Source organism: Vibrio salilacus (genome assembly GCF_002811245.1).
Lineage (GTDB): Bacteria > Pseudomonadota > Gammaproteobacteria > Enterobacterales > Vibrionaceae > Vibrio > Vibrio salilacus.
The window spans coordinates 1-18,224 of sequence record NZ_NIVQ01000038.1 but is presented as its reverse complement, the minus strand read 5'-3'; the positions used below and the strand labels follow the sequence as shown (position 1 = coordinate 18,224).

The window sequence follows — 18,224 nt, the reverse complement described above, 5'->3', positions numbered from 1 at the left end:
AATCGAACCACCGACACGAGGATTTTCAATCCTCTGCTCTACCGACTGAGCTATCGAGGCAAAAGAATGGTGCCGACTACCGGAGTCGAACTGGTGACCTACTGATTACAAGTCAGTTGCTCTACCTACTGAGCTAAGTCGGCACACTAATATTCTTTGCTTATTTTGTTGCTATCTAAAGACACCAACAATTAAATTGTGGTGCCCGGAGGCGGAATCGAACCACCGACACGAGGATTTTCAATCCTCTGCTCTACCGACTGAGCTATCCGGGCAACGGAGCGCTATTAAACGGATTTTCCTCTTTGCCGTCAACTTGTTTTTAGAAAAAATTCAAAAAAAACGGCTAAGTGCTGATTATTTAATCAAAATAGGCAGTTATTACTTACTTGAATTGAAATCTTTTTTGAACTTGGTCACTTTTTGTAAGTAACGGCGCGCTTCTGCATTCGGATGCTTTTGGGTTAACGCCCAATAAACCTGATTCGGCTGTAGTGAGTTAAGATCGCGCATGGCACGTTTACGGTCACTACGGTTAAACGTATTCAGTACTCCACCAGTGCCGCCGTTGTAGGCGGAAATCATACTGTACTCCAGTGACATTGGATGACGGACCTCCTTAAGGTACCGATTTTTCAGGATGTAAAAATAAGCGGTGCCAGTATCAATATTATTCTCTGGATTGAACAGATATTCAGGACTTGGCTGTCCAGGTTTCTTCTTTACTAACTCGAAAACATCACGCCCAGCGGTTTTCGGTACAACTTGCATCAGTCCATAGGCATTGGCCCAGCTGACGGCGTAGGGGTTGAAACTGCTCTCGGTTTTAATGATCGCATAGATCAAATCTTCTGGTATGCCATATTTCTTTGATGCACGTTGAACGATGTCGGCGTATTGGTAACTACGAATTTCGAATTGTTCGGCCACCATAGGAATTTCGACATAGTAGGCTTTCTTGAAGTCGACATCTTTCACTTTGAGTTTGTTGGCAATCAGATAGTCTGCAAAGCGGTTAGCGCGCCATGACCATTGAATTGCCTTGTTATCTTGGTCGACAACTTGACGATAGAGAAAAGGTTGACCTTCTAAAGTAATCTCTTTCGACGAGAATAAATCGACATTAGCAGGATCGTCTGGAGTGAGTAACGTTGTGATTATGGCGTTTTTCAGATGTGCTTTGGGATCGGTGGAAGAGACCGTCTCAATCGTGATCAAGCCCTTGTCGAAGTTAACCTCAGATCGGCTAAGATAGTTATCGATGTATTTGACGTAATTGCTTTTACCGGCAAATTTGATCTCATTTCGCCCCCATCGCTTCTCAATATTGCCAGAAAAGCTACCGATTAATGAATCAAGAGCGGCGGTGTCTTTTTCAAACTGGCCAGGCAATTGAGCCAAATTTTTGGCAAAGCGATTGGTAGGTTCGTAATCAACGCGATAAATGTTTTCAATAAACTCACGACTGCAGCCAGTCAGAGCAAACGCCACCAACAGGTACGTTAACTTTCTCATAGGTTTCCTAAAAAAATGACATCACTGCGGACAATGATGTCATTTCGGTTGTGCTTCTCTTGGACCTAACCTTACTCGCTAGGTGGTGTATAGCCTTCGATATGAACGTCTTTGCCTTCGAATAGGAAGTTGACCATTTCGGTTTCGATCAACTTACGGTGCTCAGGATCCATCATATTCAGTTTCTTTTCATTGATCAGCATAGTCTGTTTGTGTTGCCACTCAGCCCATGCTGGTTTAGAAATGTTGTCAAAAATACGTTTTCCTAGCTCACCTGGGTAGAGCTGAAAGTCGAGACCTTCGGCTTCTTTTTGTAGTCGGGTACAAAATACAGTGCGGCTCATAACGATTCCTTAAAATAATTAACGGTGAAGTTCATGGGGTAGGCTTTGCAGCAGTTGTTTTACTGGTGCAGCCAAACCGATCTCTTCTGGTTGAGATAAGTTATACCAAAGACCTTTGCTTGCTTCCATTACCACATCGGGTTGCTTTGATAGGTCTAGCAAAATAGGTGTGATATCGAGGTGGTAGTGACTGAAAGTGTGGCGAAAGGCGATCAGTTGTGTTTGACGCTTGATCGTTGCAGAGGTGACGCCACGCATTTCGAGAGGATGAGACAAATCAGCGTGCTGATTTTCAGGAAAGCAAAACAGTCCACCCCAAATTCCGGTTTGCGGTCTTTGTTCAAGCCAAACGTAGCCATTGTAGTGCAGCATAGCAAACCAAGTCTCTTTAATCGGTTTGTCTTTTTTGGGCTTTTTCCCCGGATAATCTAATGGATTGCCTTGTTTATTCGCTTGGCATAACGTTACTACCGGACATAAGGTACATTTAGGTTTGCTGCGCGTACAGACCATGGCGCCCATATCCATCATGGCTTGGTTATATTTATCGACATCGACCTGAGGCGTATGGTTTTCTGCGTGTTGCCAGAGTTGACTTTCTACTTTCTTCTGTCCTGGCCAACCTTCTACGGCAAAGCAGCGCGCGAGGGTACGTTTGACATTGCCATCTAAAATAGCGTGTGGCTGTTTATAGACCGATGACAGAATCGCCGCCGCTGTTGAACGACCAATACCCGGTAAAGCATTCATCTGCTCGATATCGAGTGGAAACTCGCCGTGATATTGCTCTGCAACGGTCTTGGCGGCTTTGTGCAGGTTACGCGCCCGAGCGTAATAGCCGAGCCCGGTCCACAAATGCAACACTTCGTCTTGCTCTGCATTGGCGAGATCGACCACGGTTGGGAAGCGTTCAAGAAATCGTTGATAGTACGGGATAACCGTCGTCACTTGAGTCTGCTGCAGCATAATTTCCGACAGCCATACACTATAAGCGGTCTTATTATGCTGCCACGGTAGGCTTTTACGCCCATAATTTTTATACCACTGTAAAATGGCGTTAGCGAAAGGAGTCACGGTCTGCTCAACATTTTATATTTTTAATCAGATAAAATTGCACCACAAATATTGGGTAAAGTACAACCGATAAACAGTAAGGATAAACGTCATAAAGTTTGCAAGCCAAGGCTAATAAGCGGCGAATTGCGCTAAAATACTTGCACCAATGACGATTCTTTGGATAATCACAATCCCTTTCAGGCGAGACCAATTTTTAAACAGGCAAAATCATGAGTGAAGTGACCACTAACGAATACAACGAAGACGGTAAACTGATACGCAAAATTCGCAGTTTTGTTCGACGCGAAGGTCGTCTGACCAAAGGTCAGGAAAATGCGATGAATGAATGTTGGCCGACAATGGGAATTGATTACCAAGACACGCTGCTTGATTGGCAACAAGTGTTTGGTAACGACAATCCCGTGGTACTTGAAATTGGTTTCGGTATGGGCGCATCATTGGTTGAAATGGCGAAGAATGCGCCAGAGAAAAACTTCTTGGGTATTGAGGTCCACAGCCCAGGTGTGGGTGCGTGCCTTTCTGACGCTCGTGAAGCCGGCGTGACGAATTTACGCGTGATGTGTCACGATGCGGTTGAAGTGTTTGCTCACATGATTCCAGACAGCAGTCTTGCAACGCTGCAGCTGTTTTTCCCAGACCCTTGGCACAAAAAACGTCACCACAAGCGCCGTATTGTTCAGCTCGATTTTGCCGAAATGGTGCGTCAAAAGCTCATTGTTGGTGAAGGCATTTTCCATATGGCGACCGATTGGGAAAATTACGCTGAGCACATGATTGAAGTGATGAACCAAGCGCCAGACTTCGAGAATATTGCGCCAGACGGTGACTTTGTCCCTCGCCCTGAAGAGCGCCCACTGACGAAATTCGAAGCTCGCGGGCATCGTTTAGGTCACGGTGTTTGGGATATCAAATACAAGCGCGTAAAATAAACGACGCTTGTGGTAGCCGTAGCCGCGCTGCTGTGTTTGCAGTAACTTAGCGCTTTAAATGATGATTGCGAAAGCCAACACTTGATGTTGGTTTTTTTGACCCTAGAAGAAAATAATAATAACTAATTGATTTTTAAGGTTGATGATGAAACCAACACCAGAAATTCTTGCTGATATTCTCAACGAAGTACGGCCGTTAATTGGCCACGGGAAAGTGGCTAATTATATTCCTGCTTTGGCGAAAGTGCCGGCGCATAAACTCGCTATCGCGGTGTTTACCAACCAAGGCCAAGTGATACAAGCGGGCGATGCTAATGAAGCATTTTCTATTCAGTCGATCTCGAAAGCGCTCAGCCTCACTCTTGCCTTGGGCTTGTATAAGCCGGAAGAGATCTGGTCGAGAGTGGGGAAAGAGCCCTCTGGTCAAGCGTTTAACTCATTAATTCAGCTTGAGATGGAACAAGGCATCCCGCGCAATCCATTTATTAACGCCGGGGCAATTGTGGTGGCTGACTTACTCAATAGTCGCCTTTCTGCGCCGCGTCAGCGTCTGCTAGAGTTTGTGCGCCAGCTTTCTGGTGATACCCATATTTGCTACGACAAAACCGTTGCCGCCTCAGAAATGATGCACAGTGATCGTAACGCGGCGATTGCCTATTTGATGCGCTCGTTTGGTAATTTTGAAAATGAAGTTATCCCGGTGTTGAATAATTACTTTCATGCCTGCTCGCTGAAAATGAGCTGTGTTGATCTGGCAAAAACCTTTAGTTACTTGGCCAACAAAGGAACATCGGTACAAACGGGTAAAGCGGTGATTACCGCAACGCAAACTAAGCAGCTTAATGCCTTGCTCGCGACATGTGGCTTGTATGATGGTGCTGGTGAGTTTGCATATCGTGTCGGCATGCCGGGTAAGTCAGGCGTCGGTGGCGGTATTATTGCCATCGTTCCGGGTGAAATGACTATCGCGGTTTGGTCGCCAGAGCTTGACCCATCAGGCAACTCATTGGCGGGTACCAAAGCGTTAGAGCTATTGTCCGAGCGTATCGGCCGCTCGATATTTTAGCCTGAAGAGAAGGCTGCGCAGATGCTTGCGCAGCGTTATTATCTCATCACTCTGATCTTATTCTTCTTCCGCCATAAAGGCTTCGAGCAAGTCGTTTAAAAACAGTTTACCTTTCTCGCTAATTTGCCAGTGTGTCTGGGTTTGATTGAGGTACCCCATCTCAATTGCCCAGTTAATGGTCGGCTCAATCGAGCTAAATTCAAGCCCAGTCGTGTCAATGAAATCTTGTTTTGGGCAGGCTTCTATCAGGCGAAAGCGGTTCATAAAGAACTCGAAAGGCCTATCTTGCGCCGCAACCTCTACCTCACTATTTAGGTAGGGCTTGACCATATTATCAAACGCTGCGAGGTAGCCTCTAGGGTGCTTGATTTTAGTGGTTCGTATAATGCGCCCATCAGAGAAACTCAGCTTTCCGTGTGACCCGCAACCAATGCCTAGGTAGTCACCAAAGCGCCAATAGTTGAGATTATGCTGACATTGATAACCGGGTTTGCTGTAGCCGGATATCTCATATTGGACATAACCAGCCGCCGTCAGTTTTTGATGCCCTTGTGCAAAAATATCCCATAAGTCGTCATCATCAGGCAAAATTGGCTGCTTGTAATAAAACAGGGTATTAGGCTCAATGGTTAACTGATACCAAGAGAGGTGCGGAGGATTGAGTGCAATGGCTTGGTCTAAATCGCCTAGCGCTTGTTCAACCGATTGATCCGGTAAACCGTGCATAAGATCGAGGTTAAAGCTGTTTAAGCCAATTTGATGGGCTAATTTGGCCGCATTGACGGCTTCTTCCTGACCGTGAATCCGACCTAGTCTGATAAGCTTTTGTTGCTCGAAGCTCTGTACACCGATAGAGATGCGTGTCACTCCAGCGCGGCGATACCCTGCAAAACGCTCCGCTTCGATGGTGCCAGGGTTGGCTTCCATGGTGATTTCAATTGCGGGCTTGAACGGGATGCGCAGCTCAATGCCTTGTAGCAGATCTTTAATACCTTGAGCCGAGATAAGGCTTGGCGTTCCGCCACCAATAAAAATGGAGTGCAGTGGGCGCGGATTCGCATTTAATTGGTAGCGTTCAATGTCATTATCTAAATCTTGCAGTAACGCAGCGATGTAGGCTTGTTCTGGAATCTCCGCTTTGAGCTCGTGTGAGTTGAAATCACAATAGGGGCACTTTTGTACACACCACGGGATGTGTACATAAAGGCTCAAATCAGGGGGAGTTAGCTGGCCCATTATTGTTGCTCGGCCAGGATCGAAAACAACTGTTGTAGCGCTTTACCACGGTGTGATAGCTGCTTTTTACGCGCAGGTTCGAGCTCGGCAGAAGCGCAGTTCTCTTCAGGAACATAAAACACAGGATCATAGCCAAAGCCATTTTCGCCGTGTGCTTGAGTAAGTATACGGCCTTGCCATTGACCATGACACACAATCGGTGTTGGGTCATTTTCGTGGCGCATTAGAACCAATACGCAGTGAAAACGCGCAGTGCGTTTCTCTTCAGGTATATCTTGCATTGCTGCAAGCAACTTATTGAGGTTTTGTTGATCGCTCGCGTTTTCTCCTGCATAGCGCGCCGAGTAAATACCTGGTGCGCCATTTAGGGCGTCGACTTCAAGGCCAGAGTCATCGGCAATCGCTGGTAAGCCCGTTTGCTTTGCTGCGTGGCGTGCTTTGATTATGGCATTCTCGATAAAGGTGGTGCCAGTTTCAGCAGCCTCAGAAATGTTGAACTCGCTCTGCGCCACGACATCAAAACCAAATTCGGCCAATAAGCCGGCCATTTCACGAACTTTACCTTGGTTACCAGTGGCTAAAACAATCTTGCTCATGGGGATTCGTCTCCTAATGCGCACGGCATTACTCTTCTACATAAAATTTCTGGCTGAACTTTAATCTTCCCGTGCCTTTAATGCCAGCATTAACATCGATATCAAAGGTCAGTCGTTCCTCGTCAGAGATGGGAAATTCGGCGAGGTAGTAAATCGCGTCACCTTCTTTGACTTCTTTAAAACTCAGTTGGCGAGTTTGACCAATGAGATTTTTGCTGCTGCCAGAGACGGTCGCTGTGGTTGCGGGTTTGCCTACTTGAGAGTTATCGAGCACGCTGATATTCAGAATCGCCGAATAGCCATTGCGTTTAAGTTGATAGCTACGGGCAACTTGGGCGGTTAAAAACGTCGAGTTGAACGCTGAGTAGTGGACTTCGACATCTTTAATTGTTTTGAATTGGCCTGCCCATGCGGGCAGTGTTAGCGTTGTGACTAGCAATAATACCAACCATTGTTTCATGGGATTTCCTTGTGTTGTGTTGCTATAGAAGATACCAAAAGAAAAGCCATCATAGGATGGCTTTAATCTCTGCTGGAATCTGACTTGGTGAGCTAATCCTGACTTGTTTATGCCGTCCTAGCTGACCTTTTTCTATGTTGATGAACCCTTTGGCCACTTTAAATTGCTTGGCGAGGAATTTATTTAAATGAGCATTTGCTTTGCCATCGACCGGCGGTGCGGTGATGGCGACTTTGAGCTCTTCACCATGCTCACCAACAATTTTGTCTCGGCTGGCTTTAGGTTGAATATAGAGGCGAAGTACTAAGTCATCGCCATCAAACCAAGCCGCTTGAGACATTATAGTTGATGCCAAACTGGGCCGATCAAATCGCCCATTAAGAAATTGGCAAACTGCAATACAATAAACAGCACTAGGACACTGAGGTCAAAACCGCCCATCGCCGGAATGATGCGACGAATTGGCGCTAACATCGGTTCTGTTAGTTGATGGAATACATACTCAACAGGGCTACGACCTTGGCTTACCCAGCTTAAAATTGCGCGCAGCAATAATACCCAGAATAGTAACCCGCCGGCGGCTTTCAGCAATGAAAGCATACCGAGGAGCAAAAAGTCGGCACTGAATGAAACCGAACCGCCCGACGCGATCAAAATAAGGGCAACAAATTTAAGCACACACAAGACGTAAGCGAATAATACCGTCGCCAAATCGAGACTTCCCACTGATGGAATCACGCGGCGTAGCGGAGCGACCACAGGTTGTGTGACTTTGACAATGAACTGAGAAAACGGATTGTAGAAATCAGCTCGAGCCGCTTGTAGCCAGATCCGCAAGATCACTACCATGATGTAGAGATCAAACAGGGTGGATATCAGAAAACTCATTGAATTCATAGGTGACCCTTATTTTCTAGAGCAACATGCTCTGACAATTAAAATAGTTTTTCCATCTCTTCGGCGCGTGCCACTGCAGCTTGCATGGCTTTAGCGACTATATCCGAAAGTTGATGATCGTTGAATGTTCTTAGTGCTTCGGCGGTTGTTCCGCCTTTAGATGTCACGTTTTCACGCAATGTCGACAATTCAGTCTCAGGATTCTCAACCACCATACTCGCTGCGCCAAGCGCGGCTTGTTGCACTAACTGGCGCGCTGTCGGTTGATCGAAGCCTTGTGCCATCGCTTCAGCTTGCATTGCTTCCATAAATAAGAAGAAATACGCAGGTGCGCTGCCGGCTGCGGCAATCACATTGTTAATCCCTGATTCGTGCTCGACCCAGCATACTTTTCCTACCGCTTGCATCAGTTGTGCTGCAAATGCTTTGTCTTGCTCAGCGACGTGCGTCGGAGCAAACAGCCCACTCATTCCCAAACCCAGTTGAGAAGGAGTATTTGGCATCACGCGCACCAGATTGAGCTGGCTATTTAGCATCTGATTCAATCGTTCGCAGTTGATACCCGCCGCAATTGATATGACCAGTTTATGGCTAAAATCGATAGCTTGCAGCGGTTTGCACACATCGGCCATCATCTGCGGTTTTACCGATAGAACCACCACATCGGCTTGTTGTGCAGCCTTTAGATTGTCGCTGGTGGTGTTAATACCAAGCTGCTGCTCAAGCGGCAAACGTCGCGTTTCAGAGGGCGCCGTGGCAGTAATGAGCTCTGCTGGGTATCCATCGGAAACCAGGCCAGATACAATCGCACTAACCATATTTCCTGCACCGATAAAGGCAATCTTGTTGTGTTCCATGGGTGACTCTATCCTTAATTACTTGGGGTTTTGTTGCTCAATTCGTTCGCACCAGACCCAATTAGTTCACGCTCGAATAGTCACGAGCACCAAAAATAGCGGTACCAATACGTACCATGGTTGAGCCCGCTTCAATCGCTGCTTGCATATCGCCACTCATCCCCATCGATAGTGTATCGATATTGTGCTCTGGGAAGCGCTCAGCCAACTTATGTTTTAGCTGTGCCAATTGATTGAATGCTGCTAGCTGTGACTGATAGTTGCCCACATTGGCAGGAATCGACATCAGTCCTCTTAACGTGAGGTTGGGCAGAGAAGAAATCAACTCTGCAAGCTGAAAGATGTCATTATTACTGATACCTGACTTTGATGTCTCACCGCTGGTATTCACTTGGATAAGCACCTGTAGTTGCGGCATCCCTTGTGGACGTTGGTCATTTAAGCGCTGCACTATCTTGGCGCGGTCCACGGTATGGACCCAAGCAAAGTTTTCCGCCACATGGCGTGATTTATTCGACTGAATCGGGCCAATAAAGTGCCATTCTAATGCTAATTCAGGGTGGTGTTGGTTGAAGTAAGCTACTTTATCGGCTCCTTCTTGGACGTAATTCTCACCAAAGGCGCGTTGACCTGCCTGAGCGGCCTCGAGAATTGCCTCCACCGGTTTCGTTTTACTCACCGCGAGAAGTTGCACTGTGTCTAGACTGCGTCCACACTTTTGTTGTGCGCTTTTAATCTGTGAGGTGATCTGTTCAATGTTTTGTTGAATACTAGTCATAGCAGATTTTACTTAAGGATTTTAAATGGATATCACTGAGTTACTGGATTTTAGTGTAAAGCATAATGCATCAGATCTACATCTTTCTGCTGGAGTATCTCCTATGGTGCGGATTGATGGGGAAGTTCGCAAGCTTGGCGTACCACCTTTTAGCCATTCAGATGTACACCGTTTGGTGTTTGATATTATGAATGATGCTCAACGTCGTGAGTTTGAAGAACGCCTTGAGGCTGATTTTTCCTTTGAACTGCCAGATGTCGGACGCTTTCGCGTTAATGCGTTCAACCAATCGCGCGGCTGCGCGGCGGTGTTTCGTACTATCCCAACGGATATTCCTACCTTAGAGCAACTGGCGACGCCCCAAATTTTTGAAAGCATTGCCAACATGGAGAAAGGGTTAGTGCTGGTTACTGGACCGACAGGATCGGGTAAGTCGACGACGTTGGCGGCCATGGTTGATTACATCAATCGTAATCATAATAAGCACATCCTCACCATCGAAGATCCAATTGAATTTGTTCATAGCAACAATAAATGTTTGATTAACCAACGTGAAGTTCACCGAGACACGCACAGTTTCAACAATGCATTGCGTAGTGCTCTGCGTGAAGATCCGGATGTAATCCTTGTTGGTGAGTTACGCGATCAAGAGACGATCAGTTTGGCGTTAACAGCGGCGGAAACGGGTCACTTGGTGTTTGGCACACTGCATACTAGTTCAGCGGCGAAGACTATCGACCGAATTATTGATGTCTTTCCAGGCAGCGACAAAGAGATGGTGCGTTCAATGCTGTCGGAATCCCTTAAAGCGGTCATTGCGCAAAAGTTAATCAAACGTGTTGGTGGTGGTCGGATTGCCTGCCATGAGATCATGATGGCGACCCCTGCGATTCGTAACCTGATTCGTGAAGATAAGGTCGCGCAAATGGTCTCCGTTATCCAAACGGGTGCTGCACATGGTATGCAGACGATGGAGCAAAATGCCAAACAGTTGGTCGCTCAAGGTATGGTTGAACAAGCTGAAGTAGCGAAAAAAATCGACATTGAATCGAGCATGTTTTAAGAGAGGCGAAGATGGATATTGATACCTGCCTGCAACGAATGAACGATGATAAAGCTTCGGATGTCTATTTAACGGTTGGAGCGCCTATTTTGTATCGTATTGATGGTGAACTGCGCGGTGAAGGTGAAGTTCTCGATCGAACACGGCTTGAAGCGTTGCTCAATAGTATGATGGATGCTCAGCGTCAACATGACTACGTGACCACTCATGAGGCTAACTTTGCCATCGTGCGCGATTACGGCCGTTACCGAGTCTCAGCATTTTTTCAACGAGAGTTGCCTGGTGCGGTGATTCGTCGGATAGAAACGACCATTCCAACGATCGAACAGCTTAAATTGCCACAAGTGCTCAAGGATCTTGCGCTTACCAAGCGAGGATTGGTGTTGGTGGTGGGTGCAACCGGGTCGGGTAAGTCAACCACTATGGCCGCTATGACGGGCTACCGTAATACAAATCGCAGCGGCCACATTTTGACGGTGGAAGATCCGATCGAATTTGTTCATCCTCATCACCAGTGTATTGTGACGCAGCGGGAAGTGGGGCTTGATACCGAAAGCTATGAGGTGGCGCTAAAAAACTCATTGCGCCAAGCGCCAGATATGATTGTGATCGGTGAGATCCGTAGTCGTGAAACCATGCAGTATGCAATGATGTTTGCCGAAACTGGCCATCTTTGTTTGGCTACACTGCACGCCAATAATGCCAATCAGGCTTTAGAGCGTATTCTCCATTTAGTGCCCAAAGAGCAAAAAGAGCAGTTTTTGTTTGATCTGTCGATGAATTTACGTGGTGTTATTGGTCAACAATTGATTCGTGATAGCCAAGGGAAAGGTCGTCACGGTGTATTTGAAGTGTTACTGAATACGCCGCGGATGGCCGATTTAATTCGTCGTGGTGATCTGCATGAATTGAAAGCAGTGATGGCGAAATCGAGCCAAAGTGGTATGCAGACTTTTGACCAAGCACTGTATCAGCTAATCATCGAGGGTAAGATTGACGAACAAGAGGCGATGCACAGCGCCGACTCGGCCAATGATTTACGCATGATGATTAAGACTCAGCGCGGGACAGGTTTTTCGTCGGGGAGTTTAGCTGATGTAAAAATCGATATGGATTAGGCCATATGAAAAAACGCTGCGCTGCGAGACTTAATTGATTGCAAAACAGAAGAGCAGACAGTCATGCCCACCCTTCAAACATTGCTCGCTAACCGTACCGCGCTTCAAACCAGCTTTCCAAAATGACTACTGCAGATTGGCAATCAACATTACCTTTGCTGAGCGCCTTATAGCCCCCCATTTCGAACAGATCAGCACGTGCCTCTGTGGTAGAGAGGCGCTCATCGTGTAGCTCTACCGACACGCCAAAGCGACCATGTAGGCGGTTGGCAAACTTCTTTGCCCTCGGCGTAATCGTCTCAAGATCGCGGCCATGTAAGTCCGTGGGTAAGCCGACTACGACTAAATCAGGCTGCCACTCTTTGAGCTGTTTTTCTATTTCATCCCAGTTTGGAATGCCATCGTTGGCTTTAAATGCTTTCAGTGGTGAAGCCGTCCCTGTGATCTCTTGGCCGATGGCACTACCGATGCTTTTTGTGCCATAGTCAAAAGCCATAATTGTTCTAGACATTGTTTTCTTTCTTGTAGTTAACGTGGTTGCTGGTTAAGCGTGACCAATTTGACTCGACAACTGTGCGACATCAATGCCGAGCATTTGTACCGCTTTTTGCCAACGCTCATTGATTGGAGTGTCGAACATCACATTGGGATCCGCTTCAACGGTAAGCCAGGAGTTTTCTGACAGTTCCAGCTCTAATTGGCCGGGTTCCCACCCTGCATAGCCAAGTGCCACAATGTAATGGTTGGGCTCTGCTTCTGTGCCTAACACGCCCAAAATATCCTTTGAGGTGGTGACAAATATCTGGTCAGTCATTTTGATGCTCGACTCATACTTATCTTTCGGCTGGTGGAGAATAAACCCACGATCTTCAGAAACAGGACCGCCATTCAAGACAGGCTTGTCTAAGCTCTCGGTGAGTAATTTAGGATGCGCCGACTCTACGTCGACTTTCTCTAACATTTTACCGATGGTGATATCGATGGGAGTGTTAATCATCAAACCCATAGCGCCCTCTTCATTGTGTTCACACACATAAATAACGCTACGTTGGAAGTAGGGATCTTTCATCCCTGGCATCGCCACTAAAAAATGATTGGTTAAATTCATACAGACTCCCGCACAAAGTAAGGGCAACTATTGACGTGCCCTAATCATTATTTGGCTTTTAAGCGACGCTCGATGGCGTCCATTAACTTGCCAGTAATTGACACATCAAATGCGGCCTCAATCTCACGAATGCAAGTTGGGCTGGTCACATTGATTTCTGTCAGTTTGTCACCAATAACGTCGAGACCGACAAAAATGAGTCCTTTTTCTTTAAGTGTAGGCGCTACAGCCTCAGCGATCTGTTTATCTGTCTCACTTAATGGTCGCGCTTCACCTGTGCCACCAGCTGCCAGATTGCCGCGGGTTTCGCCTTTCGCTGGAATTCGCGCTAGGCAGTAGGGCATAGGTTCGCCATCAACCACTAGAATACGCTTATCACCGTTACTGATATCAGGGACGAAAGTTTGCGCCATCGCGTAGTTTTGGCCGTGATTGGTTAAGGTTTCGATGATCACAGAAACGTTAGGATCGTTCTCTTTAACGCGAAAAATAGAGGCACCGCCCATACCGTCGAGTGGTTTGAGGATCACATCACCATGCTCTTCACGGAACGCTTTAATTTTTTCGGCTTTACGCGTTACTATGGTGGTTGGAGTGAGTTCAGGGAACCATGCCGTGAACAGCTTTTCGTTGCAATCACGCAGACTTTGCGGCTTGTTGACGATCAACGTACCTTGTTCTTCTGCACGCTCGAGAATGTAGGTGGCGTATATATACTCGGTATCAAAAGGAGGATCTTTGCGCATTAATACTGCATCAAGTTGAGACAGTTCGATGGTTTGTTCTGATTTGAATTGATACCAGCCGTTTGGATCTTCTTTGAGCTCAACCACTTTGGTATCGGCAATCGCCACACCTTGATCAAGATGGAGATCGCTCATTTCCATGTAATGGATTTCGTAGCCGCGGCGTTGGGCTTCAAGCATCATAGCAAAGCTTGAGTCTTTCTTGATGTTAATGGACGAGATGGGGTCCATTACAATGCCTAGTTTGATCATTCTATGTGTTCTCCGTTTAGCCGAGGTCGCCGAAGCGAACTTGCAGGGCGGTAATTGCTGTCAGAGCCGCAGTTTCAGTGCGTAATACGCGTGGGCCGAGTAGCGTCTCTTCGAATTGATAGTCTTGCGTCATGTCGATCTCTTCACTGGATAATCCGCCTTCAGGACCAATCAAGAGACGAACTTTTTCAACGGGTGTCGGTAGTGTATTGATCGAGTACTTGGCCCGAGGATGCAAGTTGAGCTTTAGCCCATCGAATGTTTCGCTGCACCATTCTTCGAGCGACATGATAGGGCGAATAACGGGGACCGTGTTGCGTCCGCATTGTTCACAGGCGCTGATGGCGATCTTTTGCCATTGGATGAGTTTTTTCTCAAAGCGTTTTGGATCTAGCTTGACGCCACAGCGCTCTGAGATCAAAGGCGTAATCGTGTTTACACCAAGCTCGACCGACTTTTGAATAGTGAACTCCATTTTATCGCCGCGTGAAACCACTTGGCCTAAATGCAAATCAAGCGGAGATTCGCAACTGCGCTCGATGCGCCCTGTGAGTTCTACTTCAACCGACTTTTTGCTGACTTCGCTAATCACTGCTGGAAATTCTGCCCCACTGCCATCAAATAACAACACTTGTTGGCCCTCTTTCATGCGTAACGCGCGTCCGATGTGTCCGGCTGCATCATCACTGAGCATAACTTTACCCAATTGGGGGAGGATTTGTGGGTGATAAATTCGAGGGATTCGCATTGTTTTTCGATTTCCAGCAAGAGAATTGATTACCCTCTAACATGGATGCTTTGTCGTGAAAAAACAAGGGTTCAACTGGGTTTCCAGCTCAGAATTTCACACTCTACTTGGTGTTATATCGTTAGGTCCCTAGGGCGCCATAATGCTTGCGATTGCGTTGTGCGACAAAAGTTGGTTTTCCGCGTACTCATGGAATGAACGAAAATAGTCGGCTCCAAGTCAGTTTGATTAGGAGAGTTGCTTGCCGGTAAAGCTCAGGGATTGTTGGCACTGCTGGCAGTGATAACTGGCCTGATTGCGCATGACTTTATTGTGACGTCGGATCGACAATGAGTGATGGCGACAGTGACACCGATATTCGAAGGTTTTGCCTTGTACAGAAGCCACCTCGAAGTCATGAGTGGTTTTTGCTGGTAGATTAAAAACGGTTCCCATCACGCCTTGCCACTCTTTACCGTGCGGTCTTACGCGACCATATACTTGGTAAGTAATCAGGTGGGCGACTTCATGCGGGATCACCTCATCGAGGAATGCCGCTTGATTCTCAGTAAATAAAATGGGGTTAAGACGAATCTGATTGAGTTGCAGATACGCTTTGCCTGCAGCTTTGCCGCGTAATTTAAAATTTAAGCTAGGGACGGCAAAAGTGCGCTTAAATGTCATTTGAGCGGTTGCAATGCAGCGAGCAATTACCTTTGTTGCCCGATACTCCAGTTCTTGGTCTATTGTTGGCTGCACAAAAAATCGCCCCTAATCATCGTTATCAGGGGCGAATCATATACCGGAATAAACCTCAGTGCGACTTAAGGGGTTTGTTTCTTTTTAATGATTTCATGGTAAGCGTGCCATGTGGCATAACCTAAAATTGGCATGGTAAATAGCATGCCTATGCCGTAGGTGGCAAAGCCGACCAAGATACCGCCACAGATAAGCGCAGCCCAGACAATCATGGCGGAAATATTCGATTTGACCGCATTGAAGCTTGAGAAAACCGCAGTCATCACATCAACGCGTCGTTCCATCATCAAAGGAATGGAGAAGGCTGAAATGCTGAATACGACACAAGCTAAGATTAATCCGACCAAAGAGCCAATAATTAAGAAAGGCATAAAGTCAGTCAGAGGAGCACCTTGTACCGAAGGGTATAGGGCGTGGAGTAAAGCGGCAATCCGCATCCAAAAAATCATACAGACCGCTAACATCACAGCAAAAGCCCATTGCGATGTCGAGTTACGCCCAATGGCTTTCATTGAATGCAGTAAACTGGGCTTGTGGCCTTTTTCTCTTTCCCAACTCGCATCGTACAAGCCTAGAGCTAGGAAAGGCCCAATCAACATGTAAACAACCAGGCTTGGCATCACCACTAGATGGGTGCCTTGCCATTGGACTAATAAAACAATGCCAATTGCGGCCGCCATAAAGCACAAGCCGTAAAAGGCACTGATGAGCGGCATACGCACAAAGTCATGCAGACCGAGTGATAGCCAATGAAATGGGGCAGAGATACTGACTTGATTACACTTAATCGTGCGAGCGTACTCTGTGTCTTTCACTTCGTCTTGCTTAGCGTCGAAATTATCTGGATTCACCGTACGAGGCATACATCCTCCTTGATCGATTCTCTAACTACACCAACAGATTTAAGTTGTCAGTGAACGAAACTCGATGCCCGGCTTGGCGACGTCATAAGCGGTGCATCAGTTAATAATTGTTTACGAATGGAAACGCAACATCGATTGCTTTCGTTAACATATTTTTAACTATTGACCGCTTGGTGAGAAAATACAAATTTCTTAATGCATTTTTGCGCAGATAAAAAAAGCGCCTGACAGGTCAGGCGCTTGGAATGTTAGTTGGCTTAGGGCTTACTGAGATTACTTAAGACCTGCGAACTCGCGTAGTTGCGCAGCTTTGTCAGTTGCTTCCCAAGGGAACTCTTCACGACCAAAGTGACCATATGCAGCTGTTTTTCTATAGATTGGCTGGAGCAGATTGAGCATCTCTTGCAAACCATATGGGCGCAGGTCGAAGTGCTGGCGCACAGCTTCGATGATGATCTCTTGAGACACTTTCTCTGTGCCAAACGTTTCAACCATGATCGATGTTGGATCAGCAACACCAATAGCGTAAGAAAGTTGGATTTCACAACGATCGGCTAGGCCAGCGGCAACAATATTTTTCGCTACGTAACGCGCGGCGTATGCTGCTGAGCGGTCAACTTTTGATGGATCTTTACCAGAGAATGCCCCACCACCGTGACGAGCTGCGCCGCCGTAGGTATCAACAATGATCTTACGACCAGTTAGACCACAGTCTCCCATAGGACCACCGATTACAAAGCGACCCGTTGGGTTGATGAAGAACTTAGTCTCTTTATTGATCCACTCTGAAGGCAATACTGGCTTGATGATTTCTTCCATTACCGCTTCACGTAGGTCTGGTGTCGAGATTGAATCACAGTGCTGAGTTGAAAGTACTACTGCATCAATGCCAGCGATTTTACCTTGGTCGTATTGGAACGTTACCTGAGATTTTGCATCTGGACGTAGCCAAGGAAGGGTGCCGTTCTTACGGACTTCCGCTTGTTTTTGCACTAGACGGTGAGAGTAAGTGATTGGCGCAGGCATCAGAATTTCAGTTTCGTTGGTCGCGTAACCGAACATAATACCTTGGTCACCAGCCCCTTGGTCTTTTGGATCCGCTTTATCAACACCTTGGTTGATGTCTGGTGACTGTTTACCGATAGTGTTCAGGACTGCACAAGAGTTAGCGTCGAAACCCATATCAGAATGGACATAACCGATTTCACGCACAGTTTGACGAGTCAATTCTTCGATATCGACCCATGCAGATGTTGTGACTTCACCACCGACCATGACCATACCGGTCTTGACGTAGGTTTCACACGCAACACGCGCTTTAGGATCTTGTTCAATGATTGCATCAAGAACAGCATCAGAAATTTGGTCTGCAATTTTATCCGGATGACCTTCTGATACCGATTCAGAAGTAAACAGGTGCTTAGCCATGTGAGCTCCACTTTAATTTACATTAGGGTTCCGATTCGAGTTCAGAACACCGAAAAATAATACTTGAGTTTGTAGGTGTATCTACATCTAGACGTCTATTCTAATTTCGCTTGTGTGAATTACAAGCCTTTTTTCTACGCACCCCACAAGTTAATCGTTTGCTTAAGATTCATAAAAATATCGGCTTATTGATTAAAGTAGACGAAAATATCCGTTATACGAGGACAAATCCGATGGAAATCGTTTGCACAGCTAGCGGGGCTTTGAGAGAATTATCGTCCAATTTTTTGATTCGCTTAACGCATTCAGGAGCTGAAATGTCTTCTCGTCAACACCTCGCTAATGCTATCCGTGCCCTAAGCATGGACGGTGTACAACAAGCTAACTCTGGCCACCCAGGCGCCC

At 46.7% G+C, this 18,224-nt stretch carries 22 protein-coding genes and 2 tRNA genes; 5 read left to right on the top strand and 19 right to left on the bottom strand.

The features are described from left to right. Window positions 1-67: 67 nt before the first annotated feature. The 5 genes from CDZ87_RS15855 to mutY form a co-directional block, all read right to left on the bottom strand. A tRNA-Thr gene (locus CDZ87_RS15855) sits at window positions 68-143 on the bottom strand. Window positions 144-199: 56 nt separating this feature from the next. Further along, window positions 200-275, bottom strand: a tRNA-Phe gene (locus CDZ87_RS15850). A 106-nt stretch (window positions 276-381) separates the two neighbouring features. Continuing rightward, entirely contained in the window at window positions 382-1,515 is a 1,134-nt protein-coding gene (mltC, locus tag CDZ87_RS15845; protein ID WP_100754394.1) for a membrane-bound lytic murein transglycosylase MltC, read from the bottom strand. A 71-nt stretch (window positions 1,516-1,586) separates the two neighbouring features. Then, window positions 1,587-1,859 (bottom strand): oxidative damage protection protein, encoded by a 273-nt coding sequence (locus CDZ87_RS15840; protein WP_038173630.1) that lies wholly within the window; start codon window positions 1,857-1,859, stop codon window positions 1,587-1,589. Between the two features lie 18 nt (window positions 1,860-1,877). Beyond that, a complete protein-coding gene (mutY, locus tag CDZ87_RS15835; RefSeq protein WP_100754393.1) occupies window positions 1,878-2,933 on the bottom strand; it encodes an A/G-specific adenine glycosylase in 1,056 nt (351 codons plus the stop codon). 212 nt (window positions 2,934-3,145) lie between these two features. Here mutY and trmB point away from each other — a divergent pair, with 212 nt between their 5' ends. Both trmB and glsB read left to right on the top strand, forming a co-directional pair. Next, window positions 3,146-3,865, top strand: a complete 720-nt coding sequence (gene trmB, locus CDZ87_RS15830) for a tRNA (guanosine(46)-N7)-methyltransferase TrmB (protein ID WP_100754392.1) — start codon at window positions 3,146-3,148, stop codon at window positions 3,863-3,865. Between the two features lie 145 nt (window positions 3,866-4,010). Then, window positions 4,011-4,931, top strand: a complete 921-nt coding sequence (glsB, locus tag CDZ87_RS15825; RefSeq protein ID WP_100754391.1) for a glutaminase B — start codon at window positions 4,011-4,013, stop codon at window positions 4,929-4,931. A gap of 57 nt (window positions 4,932-4,988) precedes the next feature. Here the strand turns inward: glsB and hemW are convergent, their stop codons facing one another. The 7 genes from hemW to CDZ87_RS15790 all read right to left on the bottom strand — a co-directional run bounded on the left by hemW (window position 4,989) and on the right by CDZ87_RS15790 (window position 9,755). Then, a complete protein-coding gene (gene hemW / locus CDZ87_RS15820) occupies window positions 4,989-6,167 on the bottom strand; it encodes a radical SAM family heme chaperone HemW (RefSeq protein WP_100754390.1) in 1,179 nt (392 codons plus the stop codon). After that, the gene (locus CDZ87_RS15815; protein WP_100754389.1) at window positions 6,167-6,763 is read right to left on the bottom strand and encodes an XTP/dITP diphosphatase; all 597 of its coding nucleotides are present in this window, start codon (window positions 6,761-6,763) and stop codon (window positions 6,167-6,169) included. The genes hemW and CDZ87_RS15815 overlap by 1 nt, the downstream gene beginning before the upstream one ends. Window positions 6,764-6,791: 28 nt before the next feature. Then, the gene (locus tag CDZ87_RS15810) at window positions 6,792-7,223 is read right to left on the bottom strand and encodes a DUF4426 domain-containing protein (protein WP_100754388.1); all 432 of its coding nucleotides are present in this window, start codon (window positions 7,221-7,223) and stop codon (window positions 6,792-6,794) included. A gap of 49 nt (window positions 7,224-7,272) precedes the next feature. Next, the gene (gene yggU / locus CDZ87_RS15805) at window positions 7,273-7,563 is read right to left on the bottom strand and encodes a DUF167 family protein YggU (protein ID WP_100754387.1); all 291 of its coding nucleotides are present in this window, start codon (window positions 7,561-7,563) and stop codon (window positions 7,273-7,275) included. After that, window positions 7,563-8,120, bottom strand: a complete 558-nt coding sequence (locus tag CDZ87_RS15800; RefSeq protein WP_100754386.1) for a YggT family protein — start codon at window positions 8,118-8,120, stop codon at window positions 7,563-7,565. The genes yggU and CDZ87_RS15800 overlap by 1 nt, the downstream gene beginning before the upstream one ends. A 38-nt stretch (window positions 8,121-8,158) precedes the next feature. Then, window positions 8,159-8,977 (bottom strand): pyrroline-5-carboxylate reductase, encoded by an 819-nt coding sequence (gene proC / locus CDZ87_RS15795; protein WP_100754385.1) that lies wholly within the window; start codon window positions 8,975-8,977, stop codon window positions 8,159-8,161. A 61-nt stretch (window positions 8,978-9,038) separates the two neighbouring features. After that, a complete protein-coding gene (locus CDZ87_RS15790; RefSeq protein ID WP_100754384.1) occupies window positions 9,039-9,755 on the bottom strand; it encodes a YggS family pyridoxal phosphate-dependent enzyme in 717 nt (238 codons plus the stop codon). 25 nt (window positions 9,756-9,780) lie between these two features. Between CDZ87_RS15790 and CDZ87_RS15785 the strand changes: the two genes are divergently transcribed. Both CDZ87_RS15785 and CDZ87_RS15780 read left to right on the top strand, forming a co-directional pair. Continuing rightward, complete coding sequence (locus CDZ87_RS15785; protein WP_100754383.1) at window positions 9,781-10,818, top strand: type IV pilus twitching motility protein PilT; 1,038 nt, start codon at window positions 9,781-9,783, stop codon at window positions 10,816-10,818. 11 nt (window positions 10,819-10,829) lie between these two features. Then, window positions 10,830-11,936, top strand: a complete 1,107-nt coding sequence (locus CDZ87_RS15780; RefSeq protein ID WP_100754382.1) for a PilT/PilU family type 4a pilus ATPase — start codon at window positions 10,830-10,832, stop codon at window positions 11,934-11,936. Between the two features lie 88 nt (window positions 11,937-12,024). Here the strand turns inward: CDZ87_RS15780 and ruvX are convergent, their stop codons facing one another. From ruvX to metK, 7 genes are all read right to left on the bottom strand, one after another. Then, window positions 12,025-12,447 (bottom strand): Holliday junction resolvase RuvX, encoded by a 423-nt coding sequence (ruvX, locus tag CDZ87_RS15775; RefSeq protein WP_100754381.1) that lies wholly within the window; start codon window positions 12,445-12,447, stop codon window positions 12,025-12,027. A 33-nt stretch (window positions 12,448-12,480) separates the two neighbouring features. After that, complete coding sequence (locus CDZ87_RS15770; RefSeq protein WP_100754380.1) at window positions 12,481-13,044, bottom strand: YqgE/AlgH family protein; 564 nt, start codon at window positions 13,042-13,044, stop codon at window positions 12,481-12,483. A 47-nt stretch (window positions 13,045-13,091) separates the two neighbouring features. Beyond that, window positions 13,092-14,042, bottom strand: a complete 951-nt coding sequence (gene gshB, locus CDZ87_RS15765; RefSeq protein ID WP_038173651.1) for a glutathione synthase — start codon at window positions 14,040-14,042, stop codon at window positions 13,092-13,094. Between the two features lie 16 nt (window positions 14,043-14,058). Beyond that, window positions 14,059-14,790, bottom strand: coding sequence for a 16S rRNA (uracil(1498)-N(3))-methyltransferase (rsmE, locus tag CDZ87_RS15760; RefSeq protein ID WP_100754379.1), 732 nt, complete (start codon window positions 14,788-14,790; stop codon window positions 14,059-14,061). A gap of 228 nt (window positions 14,791-15,018) precedes the next feature. Then, window positions 15,019-15,516, bottom strand: a complete 498-nt coding sequence (locus CDZ87_RS15755) for a SprT family zinc-dependent metalloprotease (protein WP_100754395.1) — start codon at window positions 15,514-15,516, stop codon at window positions 15,019-15,021. Window positions 15,517-15,593: 77 nt separating this feature from the next. Continuing rightward, complete coding sequence (locus CDZ87_RS15750) at window positions 15,594-16,391, bottom strand: DUF2189 domain-containing protein (protein ID WP_100754378.1); 798 nt, start codon at window positions 16,389-16,391, stop codon at window positions 15,594-15,596. A gap of 273 nt (window positions 16,392-16,664) precedes the next feature. Then, window positions 16,665-17,819 (bottom strand): methionine adenosyltransferase, encoded by a 1,155-nt coding sequence (gene metK, locus CDZ87_RS15745; protein WP_100754377.1) that lies wholly within the window; start codon window positions 17,817-17,819, stop codon window positions 16,665-16,667. A gap of 317 nt (window positions 17,820-18,136) precedes the next feature. On the opposite strand from metK, the gene CDZ87_RS17590 reads away from it, so the two are divergent. Further along, window positions 18,137-18,224, top strand: an 88-nt coding sequence (locus CDZ87_RS17590) for a hypothetical protein (protein ID WP_157806483.1), incomplete at its 3' end; no start/stop codon positions are given.